The sequence below is a fragment of the Bacillus sp. FJAT-49736 genome (assembly GCF_018343615.1).
GTDB lineage: Bacteria > Bacillota > Bacilli > Bacillales > Bacillaceae_C > Margalitia.
On sequence record NZ_JAGYPI010000003.1, the window covers coordinates 48,813 to 64,008 of the forward strand.

Annotated in this window: 13 protein-coding genes; 10 read left to right on the forward strand and 3 right to left on the reverse strand. The window is 37.2% G+C overall.

The window, feature by feature from the left end; all coding sequences use genetic code 11:
• Positions 1 to 24 precede the first annotated feature (24 nt).
• Positions 25 to 951, forward strand: coding sequence for an alpha/beta hydrolase family protein (locus KHA87_RS16365; RefSeq protein WP_213095255.1), 927 nt, complete (start codon positions 25 to 27; stop codon positions 949 to 951).
• Between the two features lie 138 nt (positions 952 to 1,089).
• On the opposite strand, the gene KHA87_RS16370 is transcribed toward KHA87_RS16365, so the two are convergent.
• Together KHA87_RS16370 and KHA87_RS16375 are read right to left on the reverse strand one after the other, a co-directional pair.
• On the reverse strand, positions 1,090 to 2,433 hold the full coding sequence (locus KHA87_RS16370) for a GntP family permease (protein ID WP_213095256.1): 1,344 nt from the start codon (positions 2,431 to 2,433) through the stop codon (positions 1,090 to 1,092).
• A gap of 48 nt (positions 2,434 to 2,481) precedes the next feature.
• Positions 2,482 to 3,609 (reverse strand): glycerate kinase family protein, encoded by a 1,128-nt coding sequence (locus tag KHA87_RS16375; RefSeq protein WP_213095257.1) that lies wholly within the window; start codon positions 3,607 to 3,609, stop codon positions 2,482 to 2,484.
• A gap of 145 nt (positions 3,610 to 3,754) precedes the next feature.
• Here KHA87_RS16375 and KHA87_RS16380 point away from each other — a divergent pair, with 145 nt between their 5' ends.
• The 7 genes from KHA87_RS16380 (at position 3,755) to qoxD (ending at position 11,703) form a co-directional block, all read left to right on the forward strand.
• Complete coding sequence (locus tag KHA87_RS16380; protein WP_213095258.1) at positions 3,755 to 4,852, forward strand: CdaR family transcriptional regulator; 1,098 nt, start codon at positions 3,755 to 3,757, stop codon at positions 4,850 to 4,852.
• 173 nt (positions 4,853 to 5,025) lie between these two features.
• Positions 5,026 to 5,640, forward strand: coding sequence for a 3'-5' exonuclease (locus KHA87_RS16385; protein WP_213095259.1), 615 nt, complete (start codon positions 5,026 to 5,028; stop codon positions 5,638 to 5,640).
• Between the two features lie 41 nt (positions 5,641 to 5,681).
• Positions 5,682 to 7,478, forward strand: coding sequence for an oligoendopeptidase F (gene pepF, locus KHA87_RS16390; protein WP_213095260.1), 1,797 nt, complete (start codon positions 5,682 to 5,684; stop codon positions 7,476 to 7,478).
• A gap of 429 nt (positions 7,479 to 7,907) precedes the next feature.
• Entirely contained in the window at positions 7,908 to 8,843 is a 936-nt protein-coding gene (gene qoxA / locus KHA87_RS16395) for a cytochrome aa3 quinol oxidase subunit II (protein WP_213095261.1), read from the forward strand.
• A gap of 21 nt (positions 8,844 to 8,864) precedes the next feature.
• Positions 8,865 to 10,811, forward strand: coding sequence for a cytochrome aa3 quinol oxidase subunit I (gene qoxB, locus KHA87_RS16400; RefSeq protein WP_213095262.1), 1,947 nt, complete (start codon positions 8,865 to 8,867; stop codon positions 10,809 to 10,811).
• Positions 10,808 to 11,413: a cytochrome aa3 quinol oxidase subunit III gene (qoxC, locus tag KHA87_RS16405; protein ID WP_213095263.1), complete on the forward strand. Its 606-nt coding sequence runs from the start codon at positions 10,808 to 10,810 to the stop codon at positions 11,411 to 11,413. Before qoxB ends, qoxC begins: the two co-directional genes overlap by 4 nt.
• Positions 11,413 to 11,703 (forward strand): cytochrome aa3 quinol oxidase subunit IV, encoded by a 291-nt coding sequence (gene qoxD, locus KHA87_RS16410; protein WP_213095264.1) that lies wholly within the window; start codon positions 11,413 to 11,415, stop codon positions 11,701 to 11,703. Before qoxC ends, qoxD begins: the two co-directional genes overlap by 1 nt.
• Before the next feature lie 81 nt (positions 11,704 to 11,784).
• Here the strand turns inward: qoxD and KHA87_RS16415 are convergent, their stop codons facing one another.
• The gene (locus tag KHA87_RS16415) at positions 11,785 to 13,077 is read right to left on the reverse strand and encodes a serine hydrolase domain-containing protein (RefSeq protein ID WP_213095265.1); all 1,293 of its coding nucleotides are present in this window, start codon (positions 13,075 to 13,077) and stop codon (positions 11,785 to 11,787) included.
• A gap of 395 nt (positions 13,078 to 13,472) precedes the next feature.
• Here KHA87_RS16415 and hemF point away from each other — a divergent pair, with 395 nt between their 5' ends.
• Positions 13,473 to 14,357 (forward strand): oxygen-dependent coproporphyrinogen oxidase, encoded by an 885-nt coding sequence (gene hemF, locus KHA87_RS16420; RefSeq protein ID WP_213095266.1) that lies wholly within the window; start codon positions 13,473 to 13,475, stop codon positions 14,355 to 14,357.
• A gap of 146 nt (positions 14,358 to 14,503) precedes the next feature.
• Positions 14,504 to 15,178 (forward strand): YdeI/OmpD-associated family protein, encoded by a 675-nt coding sequence (locus KHA87_RS16425; RefSeq protein WP_213095267.1) that lies wholly within the window; start codon positions 14,504 to 14,506, stop codon positions 15,176 to 15,178.
• Positions 15,179 to 15,196 lie beyond the last annotated feature (18 nt).

The following is a 15,196-nucleotide window of genomic DNA, read 5'->3' on the forward strand; positions in this document are numbered from 1 at the left end:
AAATTCTTGAGGAGGCAGCATATAATGTTGAATGAGAAAATTGTGATAGGTGCGGGAACTAAGTACCCCCTTAATGGGATATTGACCATCCCAAATGAAACTAATAGATTGTTGCCCGCGGTGGTGCTGGTTCAAGGATCAGGTCCAAGCAACATGGATGCAAAAGTAGGTAATAATGTTCCTTTCAAAGATATTGCGGAAGGTCTGTCTGAGAAAGGTATTGCCGTGTTACGTTATGACAAGAGAACCTTCGTATACCGCAAAGAAATGAAAAATCACACTGGAATTTCGGTGAAAGAAGAAACAATCGAAGATGCCGTACTTGCAGCTGAATTCTTACGAAGAGATGAACGTATAGACTCTAATAAAATATTTATTATTGGTCATAGTTTAGGTGGGATGTTGGCTCCTCGTATTGATGCAGAAGGTGGGAATTTTGCCGGTATCATTATTTTGGCTGGTTCACCGCGCAATCTGGAAGAAATTATGATGGATCAAAATGATGCTGTATTAGACTCCCTAAATAAATTTTTGAAGATAATTGCGAGGAAGCAAATAGCAAATTTATCAAGGAAGTTTGAAAATATCTATAATCTAAGTGATGAAGAAGCGAAATCAACATTAGTTATTGGAAAACATGTAAGTGCATACTACTTTAAAGAAATGGGTGTACACCAATCTATTCAATATCTCAAGTCATTGGATAAACCGGTTTTCATTTTGCAGGGTGAGAAAGATTTTCATGTATCTATAGAAAAAGATTTTAATGGGTATAAAAATATTCTAGGTCAAAAGCCGAATGTAAAATTTAAGCTTTATCCAAACTTGAATCATATGTTTATGCCTTCCGTGTATGGAGCGATATTAAAAGCGAAGAAAGAGTATAATGTTGCTCAGCATGTGGACAAACAAGTGATAAATGATATGGGTAATTGGATTCTGTCCGTTTAGGAAAATAAAATAAACGAAATAGAAATATTTAAATGAATGTAGCCAAGAAAAAGATATAAAACCTCCATTTCATTGGAGGTTTTATATCTTTTTGCTGTTTTAGTAAATCAATAGTGTAAATGAGGTTTATAAAACAACTTAAACAAGTATTACCCACAAAATCATCGTAAAGATAATTGTAACGACACCCTGCAACAATGTAGCCATTGTTTGCGCCTTATAAGCATCAGTTACCTTCATACCACTAAATTGGGTAACAACCCAGAAGAAGCTGTCATTTACATGGCTGACTGCCATTGCGCCTGCTCCTACTGCCATTACTACTAAAGCAAGTGGTACCGCCCCTGCAATTCCCATCACAGGAAGCAATGGAGCGATTAATGACGAAGTAATGACTAACGCTGCAGTAGAAGATCCTTGTGCTGTTTTTAAGGCAGCAGCAATAATAAATGGAATCAATAAGAACCATACGCCACTGAAAGCATTCGCAAGATCCCAACCTTGAATCGCATCGGCAATTCCTGTATTTTTAATTACAGTCCCAAACGCACCACCAGCTCCGGTAATTAGAAGAATGGGAGCAGCATCTAAAAGCCCTTGACCAACCCATTTTGTTAATGTTTCTTCGGTATAATTTGGCAATAAAGTAAAGGCTGCAATAACTCCAGCTAATAAAGCAATAACAGGTTGTCCTAGGAAAATAAAGAAGGCGGAAATATTTCCCTTACCGCCTAAAACGGTAATGATCGAACCAATTCCTATTAGAATAATTGGTAGAATAATAGGTAAAAAGGCTTGGAATGCAGATGGCATTTTACCAAACGATTTTACGATTTCATCATAATCCAATTCCTCATTTCCATCGTCTGGAACCTCAATTTTTTTTGCGACCTTTGCTGCCCAAAAATATCCGACAATCGTTGCAGGAATAGCGACAATTAGTCCAATTAATATGATTGTCCCTAAATATCCTTCTGCACCGATATTTCCAGCCGCTGCAATTGGACCAGGTGTCGGAGGTACAAGCGTATGTGTCGCGTACAAGCCTGTTGCTAAAGCTACAGACATTGATGCTATTGTTACTTTTGCCCGTTTAGCCAAGGCTTTCTTTAAGCTTGATAGAATAACAAATCCGGAATCACAGAATACAGGAATAGATACAATATATCCAATTAAACTCATCGCTAGCTGCGGTCTTTTTGGCCCAACTACACGAAGAACCACTTCTGCCATCCGTAAAGCAGCGCCCGATTTTTCTAAAATGGTTCCAATAATTGTTCCGAAGACGATTACAAGTCCAATACTTGTCATTAAGCCCCCGAAACCACCGTTTATATTTTCAACAATTTTAGTCAAAGGCATTCCAGAGGCAAAGCCTACAAAGAGTGTTCCCAATAATAATGATAGAAATGGATGAAGTTTAAATAAAGTTGTAGCAATAACAATTAATAATACCCCAATTATTAAAACAAGAAATAACATACAATACCCTCCCCTTTGTTTTTAATACAAAAGAATGCACTTTTTATTTCAGGCAAAAAAAGTACGAATCACCTGTTCAGCAGTAGCTTCTAATAATTCTGGCCCCCTTTCCATTGCTTCCTTTAGTCCCATTGGAGATTGAACAATGCTGTGTACACTAGTGATTCCGTATTGGTATAATTCATCAATACCGTTACCGATAGAACCGGCTAGCGCAAAGACTGGAATCCTTTTTTGCTTAGCTATTTGGGCGACCCCCATGGGTGTTTTGCCGGAAGCAGTTTGATAATCAATTTGTCCTTCTCCGGTGAAAACACATTGCGCCCCGTCTAATTTTTCCTTTAATCCTGTATACTTTATAACAAGGTCAATTCCTCTTTGTGTTGTAGAAGGAAAGAAGGCTTGAAAAGCACCGCCAATCCCACCAGCTGCACCAGCTCCTGGCCTTTCGTGTAATCGAATCCCTGTTTTACTTTCCACTAAATCAGCCCATTTTGTTAAATGATAGTCTAGGAATTGAAGCATTTCCGGTGTAGCCCCTTTTTGTGGACCGAAGACATGAGTCGCACCATTTATTCCGACTAAAGGATTTTGAACATCGGAAGCGATGATAAATTCACAATTTGCTATTCTAGCATCAAAATCTTGATGATCAATTTCCGTAATCTGTGAAAGACCAACACCTCCGTAACGAATAGAATTGCCATTAGAATCCAATAATTTCATTCCTAAGGCTTGGAGCATTCCAATTCCGCCATCGTTGGTAGCGCTTCCACCGATTGCGAGAATAAATTTTCTACATCCATCATCCAATGCATTTTTTATGAGCTCCCCTGTACCATAGGAGGTAGTCCATAGTGGATTTCTCTTATCGGGTTCAACTAGATTTAGTCCAGATGCACTTGCCATTTCGATAACACATGTTTGCTCATCACCAAGTATGCCGTAGGAAGACTTGATGTCTTCCATAAGTGGTCCCTTTACAACTGTCTCTATTTTTCTCCCATTTGTTGCTGTCACTAAACTATCCATCGTGCCTTCACCACCATCTGCTACGGGTACAACAATGGTATCTGCCTTTGAGAACGCTTTCTTAACTCCTCGTTCGATGGCAGTCGCAGCTTCAAATGCTGTCATACTTCCTTTAAAAGAATCTGGTGCAATAATAATTTTCATCTTGAGAACCACCTTACAAAGAACTTGTATAATTATTATAATCTTCAAACAATGCGCATTCATCGTATAGTATATACGAAAAATCCATACCATTTTGCATGATATTTTGTTTATAATATATAAAACTAAACGAAGGATGATAAAAATGTTAACAAGGGGAATTGCAGAGGAAATTGTTAAGCAAACTACAATTAGGCTTCATCGTAATATCAATATAATGGACGGAAGAGGAGTCATTATCGCTTCAGGTGATCGTAAACGCATGGACACTGCACACTTCGGAGCAATGGAAGTATTGCGTACCGGCAAACCTCTATTTATTTATGAAAAAGATTTACATCAATGGGAAGGGGCTCGTCCTGGAATTAACCTTCCTATCGAATTCCAGAAAAAGATCATTGGTGTAATTGGTATAACCGGCGATCCTGACGAGATGGAGGAGTTCAGCGAACTTGTAAAAATGATAACCGAAATGATGATACAGCAGTCTTTTATGATAGAACAGCTTGAATGGAAACAAAGATTAAAGGAGCTTGTATTTGAGGATTTACGTAAGGACTCCTCCAATAGGGAGTCCGTTCAACAAAGGCTTCATTTAATTGGTGTGAAGCTGGAGCCACCTTTTCAAGTATCAACGGTAGAGGTTAATTCAGAAAAATTTCACCCTAGAGAGTTGGTTCAGTTATTAGAAGGGGGCTTTGATCCTGAACATACTTTAGCGGGTATTTTAAGCACGAATCGGCTATTTCTGTTAAACTCCTATTTATCAGAAAAAAAGGTGAAGGAGAAACTTTTAACGCTAGTGGATCGATATCATTCAAAAGGAGTATTCGTCAGAATAGGCTTGGGTTCAAACGTTGATTCTACTTCCTATATAGGGAACTCGTATGAGGAATCTATATCAGCACTTGCTTTAGGTAGTAAAGATCAACAATTTATTCTTTATTCCGATATAGAATCAAAGGTTCTACTTGATCAGCTAGATCCATGGTATAAACAGCAATTTTCTGAAAGAATAATTGGAAGCCTGTCAGATAAGTTAATGGAGACATTAGAACATTTTTTTCTAAATGACCTTAATCTAAGTGAAACGGCAAAAAGCCTTTATATACATAGAAATTCTCTTTTATATAGAATGAAAAAAATAAAGGAAATAACAGGGTATGATCCACAAAAATTCCATCATGCTACTACATTGCAAATAGCGATTTGGATGGATCAAATGTTGAAGAAGGTAAAATGATTGATCCATATTCTGTAAAGGTAGATTCCTTTACGATTTTTTTAAGGCGTATCGCGAGAGGAAATATCCGTTGTTAATATGTAATAATATCGATTCCTTATCCTTGTCATTTTTATACACGAAAGGTTAAGATTATTTTAAAGATTCTATCGCAGAATAGAAGGGAGTTACGAATGAAAAATTTTATCGCATTTGATTTTGAAACAGCTAATCGAAATAGACATAGCATTTGTTCAGTAGGAATGGTGTTTGTGGAATCAGGGAAAATCGTCGATTCGGTCTATTCTTTGATTGATCCAGAGGAATCTTTTGACTATCACAATATTGTTGTCCATGGAATTCATCCCGAAGATGTTGAAGGGGCACCTACTTTTAATATCTTTTACGAAACTATAAAAAACAGAATAGAAAGTCAGGTAATGGTTGCTCATTTTCTTCCCTTTGATGGTTATGCTTTAAGGGATAATTTAAATCGTTATGATGTAACTCCGGTTTCAAGTAAGTTACTTTGCAGTTACCAATTATCCAAAAGACTTTTAAAAGAGTTATCCAGTCATACATTAAAGTCTCTATGTAACCATTATGAAATTGATCTTATTCATCATCATAATGCATTGGATGATGCCAGAGCATGCGCGGAACTAATGATAAGTCTTTCCAAAGAATTTGAATTACATGACTTAACTGAAATTCATCGAAAAACGGGTATTAGAGCCGGGGAAATCACCTCGAGCTATTATCGCTCATCATTAGTCTCGAAAAAACTGCCGTCAAGCGATGCGTCCTAAATATTTTTTATTAGTATGCCCTATATTAAGGAGATGTGATTATGACTACATATAAATCAAGGGAAGAAGTAGACGATAGAGAAAAGTGGAATCTTGCGGATATCTATCCAACCGTAGAGGATTGGCAGAAGGATGTTGAACTTATAGAGCAAACAGCAGAGCAACTAAAGAAATTCGATGGAAATATTCATGATGGAAAAACATTGTACTCCTATTTATCAGAGAGTGAAAAAGTATCATTCACATTTGGGAAAGTATTTGCTTATGGAATGTTATACGTTGATATTGACACTAGGGATACGGAGGCACAATCACTGCTGGATAAAGCTAAGCAGCTTAGTGTAAAAGTGAACGCAGCCACATCCTTTTTTATGCCCTTTTTATTGGGATTAGAGGAATCGATTTTGAAGAACTTTATGAAACAAGAAAAAGGACTTCAATATTATGAAAAGGATTTATTGGATGCATATCGTTATAAAACGCATGTGCTATCCAAGGAAAAGGAAGAGATTCTATCACAGTTGGGGGAAGCCCTTTCGTCGCCTAGCCACACATTCGGCATGATAAATAATGCTGATATTAAATTTGGAGAGGTGACAAATGATGACGGAGAAAAAGTTGAGCTAACTCGTGGTATGTACGCAAAGTTAATAGAGCATCCAAATCGAAATAAGCGTAAAGAAGCGTATAAGGCATACTATCAACCTTACGTCCATTTGAAGAACTCAATAGCGTCAACACTTTCAGGGGCTATCAAAAATAATGTAACGGTCTCTCGGCTGCGGAAGTATCCTTCTGCATTAGAAAAGGCTTTGTTTGCGGATAATGTGTCCAAAGAAGTATATGAAAATTTAATTTCCACTACAAAGGCCAATTTAGGATCACTTCACCGATATACGGAAATTCGAAAGCAAAAGCTCGAACTAGAGGAACTGCACCAGTATGATTTAAATGTTCCATTAGTGGAAGGCGTGGAAAAAGAAATCTCTTTTGAAGATGCTTATGAAACAATGATTGATGCGTTACGCCCGCTTGGTGAAGATTACATCAACACACTTGCCTCTTTCAAGAATGCGCGTTACATTGACGTTCGCGAAACACCGGGAAAGCGTTCTGGTGCCTATAATATGGGGGTATATGGAGTTCATCCTTATGTTTTATTAAATCATCGAGATAATATTGATGGATTATTTACGTTAGCACATGAGATGGGTCATGCTATGCACAGCCATTATTCTCATAAAACACAGCCGCAAAATACTGCCAAATATAGTATTTTTGTGGCGGAAGTTGCATCGACCGTTAATGAAGTGCTATTGATTAATTATTTGTTGAATAAGGAAACAGATGAAAAGCTACGTCAGTATCTTCTAAATCATTTTATTGATAAGTTTAAGGGGACACTATTTACACAAGTAATGTTTGGCGAGTTTGAAAAAATCACACACGAGCTAGCGGAAAAAGGCAATCCGCTTAATGCCAAGTTGTTTAATGAGGTGTTCGAGAAATTATTTAAGGAGTACAATGGTGATCAAATCGTATTGGATGAGGAAGTAAAGTACGGTTGGTCAAGAATTCCTCATTTTTATCGCCCATTCTATGTATACAAATACGCGACCGGATTTGCTTCCGCGGTCCATATTGCAAACCGAATCTTAGAAGGGGATTCCAAGACGAAGGAAGCATACCTGGAATTTTTAAAGAGCGGAAGTTCCGAATATCCACTCGACTTATTAAAAAAGACGGGTGTAGATTTAACCTCTCCAGAACCAGTTGAAAATGCTTTAAAGCAGTTTAAAGAGTTAGTAGAGGAATTCTCAAAGGTAATTACGGTGTAAAGTTAAAAAATAAGATTTTTTCAACAAGTGCCTGTATCTAAAAAATAGATACAGGTTTTTTTTGTTAAAATACGGGAAGTAAAAAAACAAATAACACGGTATTCGATGAAACAACAGCTTCTACATCATAATTGTCTATCCAGCTGGCACCACATCCATCACGTCCCTAGATTCCCATAATACGACCAATTTTGTTGTGTCAATAAAATATGTGAGGATATTCGTGACGGCTCTATGAAAAGTTATTGAACGTAAAATGGAGAATTATTGTCGACTTTGTGAAGTTGTGCACAAAAGTGAGGAGAATGGAGTACAATTTCACCATAAAGAATTAAAGGATTATAAAGAATGCATTAAAACAACGAATTTAACTATTCGATATTGTGAATTAGTACACATATTATTGGATTGGGAAGGAGCGGAAAAAGGTTGAAAACAAAAAAACTTCCTTGGAAATCATTATTGTTCATATTTGTATCTTCACTATTTTTATTAAGTGGATGTGACACTAGTAAAATAGCAGTCTTAAATCCCCAAGGGCCAGTTGCTCAGAAACAATATGATCTTATTGTTTACTCATTTTGGCTCATGATGATTATTTTAGTGGTTGTGCTGGGACTGTTTATCTACATGGTCTATAAATATCGTGCGAAAAAGTTAGCTGCAGACTATGTTCCACCAGATGAACATGGTAGCAAATGGTTAGAAATTATTTGGACAGCAATACCAGTCGTTATTATCATTGCGGTTGCGATTCCAACTATTAAAGCCAACTATGCGTTGGAGGAAGTGCCAAAAGGGTATGAAAATAAGAAACCAATCGTAATTAATGTAACGTCTGCTAACTGGAAATGGATTTTTAGTTATCCTGAACAAAATATCGAAACAGTTAACTATGTTAATATACCTGCTGGTAGACCTGTTAAATTTCAATTAACTTCTGCTGGAACAATGGCATCCTTCTGGGTACCCGAATTAGGTGGTCAAAAGTACACGATGCCTAACCATTCTATGCAATTGATTCTTTTAGCAGATAAACCAGGGTCCTATGAAGGAAGAAATTCCAACTTTAATGGCGAAGGCTTTGCGCATATGGATTTTGAAGTGCTTTCTCAAACCCCAGGAGATTTTGATAAATGGGTAAAAGATGTAAAAGGAACTGCTTCAAAAATGAAAAAAAGTGACTATAATAACCTTTTGAAAGAAGGACTTGTTGGTAGAATGACGTTCACAGGCACACATTTGCCATGGGTCACTACACCACATCAACATGGAATGCTGGATCAAAAGGAAACCAATCAAAAGCATCACAATATGGACAATATGGATATGGGAAATATGGACATGTCAGGTCATAAACACTAGAAAGATTGGAGGAGAAAACCTATGAAGCTTGATGAATTTTTCGTCACAGGGGAACCAATTATTTATGTAACAGAAGCCGGGATTGCCCTAGCGATGATCGGTATCCTGTTTTACTTAACCTATTTTAAAAAGTGGAAATGGCTTTGGAAAAATTGGCTAACAACCGTTGATCATAAAAAAATTGGTGTCATGTATATTTTAGTTGCGGTATTAATGTTATTCCGCGGTGGTGTCGATGCTCTAATGATGAGGGCACAGCTTTCAGCTCCTAACTTAAAATTATTAGATGCAAACCATTATGATGGTATTTTTACAACACATGGAACAATTATGATTTTGTTCATGGCAATGCCATTTTTAATGGGATTAATTAATATCGCAGTTCCATTACAACTTGGGGCACGCGACGTGGCTTATCCAATGTTAAATGCTTTTAGTTTCTGGTCATTTGCTGCAGGTTGTGCGTTATTTAATATTTCCTTTATCATTGGTGGTTCACCAACAGCTGGATGGACTTCTTATTTTCCACTTGCAGGAACAGAATTTAGCCCTGGGGTAGGAAACAACTATTATGCAGTTGCATTGCAAATTGCAGGTATTGGTACTCTTATTACCGGAATTAACTTCTTAGTAACCATTTTAAAAATGAGAGCAAAAGGTATGACTATGATGAAAATGCCGATGTTTGTATGGTCGGTATTAATCATGTGTGTAATTATTATTTTTGCGTTCCCAGTGCTAACTGTTGCATTGGCATTAATGACGTTTGACCGTTTGGCTGGATCTCATTTCTTTACGATGGCAGCTGGCGGTATGCCAATGCTTTGGAGCAACTTATTCTGGATTTGGGGACACCCTGAAGTGTATATCGTTTTATTACCATCGTTAGGAATTTATTCAGAAATTATTAGTACTTTTTCGAAAAAACGTCTTTTTGGTTATAAATCAATGGTTTTCTCTATGTTGGCCATCGCGTTATTTAGTTACTTTACGTGGGTGCATCACTTTTTCACAATGGGGAATACGGCAGCAGTTAACTCATTCTTCTCTATCTCGACCATGCTGATTGCGATTCCTACAGGTGTTAAATTATTTAACTGGATTTTTACAATGAGAAAAGGAAAAATGCAAATGACATCAGCAATGCTATGGTCATTAGCTTTTATCCCGAACTTCCTTATTGGTGGGATAACTGGGGTAATGCTTGCGATGGCAGCTGCGGATTATCAATATCATAATAGCTATTTCTTGATTGCACATTTCCATTACACATTAATACCTGGTGTTGCCTTCGCTTGTTTTGCTGGCTTACATTACTGGTATCCAAAAATGTTTGGTCATATGTTAAACGAGAGACTTGGGAAAATTACCTTCTGGTTATGGATGGTTGGATTTAACGTTTGTTTCTTGCCACAATTCGTTCTTGGCTTAAAAGGGATGGTACGTCGTATGTATACGTATCAAGCTGGACTTGGCTGGGAAGGCTTAAACATCGTTTCAACTGTCGGTGGTGTCCTTATGGGTATTGGCTTCTTAGTGCTCGTTTGGAATATTATATATAGTCTTCGCCATGGAGAACGTGATGTAACAGGAGATCCTTGGGATGGCCGTACATTAGAATGGGCTACTCCAACTCCAGTTCCACATTATAACTTTGCTGTTGCTCCTGTAGTGGACGATGTAGATGCATATTGGAATATGAAACAAAAAGGTAAACCTGCAATGAAAAAAGCAGATATTAAACCAATCCATATGCCGAACAATACAGGAATGCCATTTATCGCTGCTGTAGGCTTTGGCCTTGGAGGGTTCGGACTTGTCTTCTCATGGTGGTGGCTAGCAATTATAGGCTTAATCATTATTTTAGGATGTCTTGCATGGCGTTCCTTCGATCCTGATAAAGGATACCATGTAGAGGTGAAGGAAATTTTAGAAACGGAAGAAGCAGCAAGGGGTGAAATAGGATGAGTGAACATTTAGACACTTCATTGCCGTTAGAATACCAATCAGAGCAAAGCAGATTAAATATATTTGGATTTTGGATTTTCTTAGGTGCAGAGATTGCTCTGTTTGCGACTCTCTTCGCTACCTATTTTGTCATGTCAGGTATGACAGCAAAAGGACCTGATCAGTTAGATTTATTTAAGATTAAGGATGTCATGATTGAAACCATCCTTTTATTAGTTAGTAGTTTTACCTGCGGACTTGCCGTTTTCTCTATGAGAAACAACAATAAGAAGGGCCTACTAACTTGGTTCATTATTACACTGCTTTTAGGTGCGGGATTCATTTATTTTGAGCTGCATGAGTTTATAGACTATGTACATGAGGGAGCTACTCTTCAAACAAGCGGTTTCCTTTCTGGATTCTTTGTATTGCTTGGAACACATGGTGCACACGTTTCAATGGGTATCTTGTGGGGAATATTGCTTATTATTCAATTGGTCAAGAGAGGCTTAAATCCGGTTACATCAAGAAAATTCTTCATCATCAGCCTTTATTGGCATTTCCTTGATGTCGTATGGATCTTCATCTTTACATTCGTTTATTTAGGAGGGCTGATTCAATAATGGAACAACATCAACATTCAAAATATCCGATCGGACACATTATTGGTTTCCTTCTATCATTGGCTATGACCATATTAGCCATGATTGTCGCCTTACACACAAGTCTCCCAAGACCCGCAATAATGAGCATTATTGGGATTCTTGCGTTCATGCAAACAGGGATGCAGCTATTCATGTTTATGCATATTAAAGAAAGCGAAAATTCCGCTGTTCAAGTCGGAAACATCGTATACAGCATCATCATTGCCCTCACTATCGTATTAGGCTCTGTGTGGGTAATGCATAACTAACAAAAAGAATGTCAATAAAGAGTGCCAGGCACCAAAAACGGGGCATAAAATCTCCTCATTTGGTGCCTGGCACTTTTTTTCTTATTTAACCCTCAACAACATTCTCATGCCAAAGAAGGCTGCCCACGATTCTTTCTTCTCCTTAAAATAAAAGCTTATAGTTTTGCCGTTCTTCATAATAAGGGTGTCATTTTTACCAACTCTTAAAGGGATTGTTTCATTTCCAATGACAGCTTTTAAGCTATGATTCTCTAAAATAATTTCTAAACAAGAACCCTCTTTAGACTGATATATACCAACAAATTTCGCTAATTGTTCATCCGTAGTTTGGTCAACGGTATCCTCACCCCGATTTCTCTCATTAAGTGGAATACCGAGTGCCGTGTTGACTGCTTCCAGCCAAATATCTCCGGCAGAGATGTTGGAGACATTTGACAGTACTGCCACAACTAGCCCCTTTTCGGGAACAAAACCGAAACAAGAAGAAACCCCAGGTTGTCCGCCTCCATGTTCGACTAGCGTACTTCCATGGTAGTTCGGGGTTATATGTAAAGCATAGCCGTAGTAAGAAATACCTTCAATTGGAATGTAAGGAGTGTACATCTTTTTAACCTGCTCACTAGAAATAAGGTTGACTTCCTTCTCACGAAAAACTTCTCCATACTTTAATAAATCACGAATGGTAGATCGGATGCCCCCGCCTACCTCATAGTTTCCAAGAACAGGCCATGGCTGTTTTTTATGTGTACCGTCCGAATAAATATATGGAGTAGAGACATTATCAAGTTTGGACAATTCCTCGATACTGAAGGTGGAACGATACATTTTCAGTGGGTTTAACAACTGCTCTGTAACGTAACGCCTGAATAAGCAACCGGTTACCTTTTCTATTATGGCTCCTAATAGTATAAAAGTATCATTACAGTAACTAAAATATTCTCCTGGTCTACCTAATACTTCATGAGTTTCATCTGATAAATAAACAAGATGTTCTCGAAGCTTGTTCAATTCTTCTCTTCGTCTTAGTGGTGCTAAGCCTGTCGTATGAGTTAACAAATGATGAACTTTAACAGAATCGATATCTTCAATGGTTGGTACAGAAAAATGCGGCAAATATTTAGTAACCGGGTCGTCTATTGAAAGTTTTCCTTCTTCCTCCAATATTAATATTGCAAGTGCTGTGAAAGACTTCGTTACAGAGGCAATACCAAAAATAGTATCAGGTGTTACAGGCTCTTGAGTATCTAAATCTAGTACACCGAACCCTTTTTCATAAATAGTTCTGCCATATTCACTAACTGCAATGGCCACACCAGGAATGTGCTCATTCTTCATTCTAGCTATAACTGACTTTTCAAAGGATATCCAATCCATATAACTCACCTCTTCTATTATATTACCTGAATTTTCAGCCAAGTTGGTAACTTTCTTTTACAAACTGGATATCTGAACAACTTTCGGAATGTAGGAAAATAACAAAAATTGAAAAATAAAGAGGACATTGTAAATATTTGTAGAAAGAAGTGGTATATACATATTATTGAAAGGGGGGAGAGCTGGTTTAAGTTATTTTTTTGATAAGGATGTTTTCCAAAAGTAATACTTTTGGAATTTGAATAGTTCTAAACTTGAATATGCTTCGAGGTGCCTATTAAAAGATGGTCTTTTAATTTCTCCTGTAGATGCACCTTGTTATATCAAAAAAATTCCTTTGAGAAAGAAACTTAACCAGTACAATGAAACCCATCTTAACTAAATTGGACAAGAATATGATCCGTACCTTTTTCATGGAACTGCAGGACAGTATTTCAGAAGATATAGAGAAATGCGATGGAAAGGCTAAGTTTAAAGAGGAGATGTGGGAACGCCCCGGAGGTGGAGGGGGTAGAACAAGAATTATAGAGAATGGTGATGTTATTGAAAAAGGAGGAGTGAATTTCTCCAGTGTACATGGACCTTTATCGGAAAAAGTTGCAAAAGGATTAAATGTCGAGTCTGGGCAAGACTTTCTTGCAACAGGTGTGTCGGTCATAATGCATCCCAAAAACCCTATGGTTCCAATCATTCATATGAATGTTCGGTATTTTGAAATTGCAGATGGGACATGTTGGTTTGGGGGAGGAATTGATTTAACTCCTATTTTCATCAATATAGAAGAAGCAAAATACTTTCATCAATACGTAAAATTCATTTGCGATAAGCACCATCCATCCTACTATCCTACCTTTAAAACAAATGCCGATGACTATTTCTTTATAAAGCATCGGAATGAAACTCGCGGTATCGGCGGCATCTTTTTTGACAAATTGAAGAGTACAGAAGAGATCTCAATAGAGGACCGATTTGCTTTTACAAAGGATGTAGGTCTTGCATTTTCCCCAATTTATTCAAGACTGATACAAGATAACCGTGATAAGCCATATGGAGAAAAACAAAAACAATGGCAATTAGTTCGTAGAGGAAGATATGCAGAGTTTAATTTAGTATGTGACCGCGGTACAAAATTTGGCTTGGATACGAATGGTAGAATAGAATCCATTTTAATGAGTCTTCCTCCAGAGGTGAATTGGCTGTACAACTACCAAGCGACAGAACCAAATGAAATTTTCACACAGAGTATGCTTAAAAAGGATATCGATTGGATTCAAATGTAGTTAATTCGTGAGCTCGTTCCCTTTTAGGACCAAAAGTGAAAGGGATGTGAGATGAGGCGTAGACAAGCACCGAATCATTTTACTTCCTTTGAAAAATGATAAACTAAATAGTGAACATTGTATTTACAAGGAGAAATGAACTGAATATGAGCCAAACAAAAACCGTAGTTGAAAAATTGAATATTTCAAAATACCCCACAAAGCTCATTCTAAATAAGCCAGAAGATATACATGATTTTGATGAACTAAAATATGACCCTGAAGTGAAGCAGGAACAATATGATGTAATCTTTCAATTTGTATTTAGTATTGAGGATTTCCATAAGCAGCTTCAGAATGTGATAGGAAAGCAGCTTGTAAAGGAAAGTGGATATTTATACATTGCTTATCCGAAAAAGAATAATCCGCAATATAAAGAATACATAGACCGAGACCGTTTTTTACAGGAAATTGCCTTAGATGAAGAGGGGTATATACCAGACAGCAATCTAAAGTTTTCTAGAATGGTTAGTTTAAATGAGGTTTTTACAGTAGTAGGTTTAAAGAGTGGACGAAAGAAAACCACAAAAGCAAGTAGCGCCAAAAGCCAATGTGTTGATGATTATATTGTGAATATAGAGGATATACAGCAATATTTATATCAAAACAAAGAGCTCCTACAATTTTTTAATCAGTTAACACCAGGCTATCAAAAGGACTGGGCCCGATATGTTTACAGTGCAAAAAGAAAAGAAACACAAGAGAAAAGATTGGCGGAAATGAAGAAGGTTCTGTCAGAAGGTTTTAAAACAATGGATCTATATAAAAGGAATAAAAAATAAACATAAATGCTGCTTACA

Excerpts from the sequence above, each read along its gene's own strand:
- KHA87_RS16365 (WP_213095255.1), top strand. The coding sequence starts at position 25 with ATGTTGAATGAGAAAATTGTGATAGGTGCGGGAACTAAGTACCCCCTT.
- KHA87_RS16370 (WP_213095256.1), bottom strand. The coding sequence starts at position 2,433 with ATGTTATTTCTTGTTTTAATAATTGGGGTATTATTAATTGTTATTGCT.
- KHA87_RS16375 (WP_213095257.1), bottom strand. The coding sequence starts at position 3,609 with ATGAAAATTATTATTGCACCAGATTCTTTTAAAGGAAGTATGACAGCA.
- KHA87_RS16380 (WP_213095258.1), top strand. The coding sequence starts at position 3,755 with ATGTTAACAAGGGGAATTGCAGAGGAAATTGTTAAGCAAACTACAATT.
- KHA87_RS16385 (WP_213095259.1), top strand. The coding sequence starts at position 5,026 with ATGAAAAATTTTATCGCATTTGATTTTGAAACAGCTAATCGAAATAGA.
- pepF (WP_213095260.1), top strand. The coding sequence starts at position 5,682 with ATGACTACATATAAATCAAGGGAAGAAGTAGACGATAGAGAAAAGTGG.
- qoxB (WP_213095262.1), top strand. The coding sequence starts at position 8,865 with ATGAAGCTTGATGAATTTTTCGTCACAGGGGAACCAATTATTTATGTA.
- qoxC (WP_213095263.1), top strand. The coding sequence starts at position 10,808 with ATGAGTGAACATTTAGACACTTCATTGCCGTTAGAATACCAATCAGAG.
- qoxD (WP_213095264.1), top strand. The coding sequence starts at position 11,413 with ATGGAACAACATCAACATTCAAAATATCCGATCGGACACATTATTGGT.
- KHA87_RS16415 (WP_213095265.1), bottom strand. The coding sequence starts at position 13,077 with ATGGATTGGATATCCTTTGAAAAGTCAGTTATAGCTAGAATGAAGAAT.
- hemF (WP_213095266.1), top strand. The coding sequence starts at position 13,473 with ATGATCCGTACCTTTTTCATGGAACTGCAGGACAGTATTTCAGAAGAT.
- KHA87_RS16425 (WP_213095267.1), top strand. The coding sequence starts at position 14,504 with ATGAGCCAAACAAAAACCGTAGTTGAAAAATTGAATATTTCAAAATAC.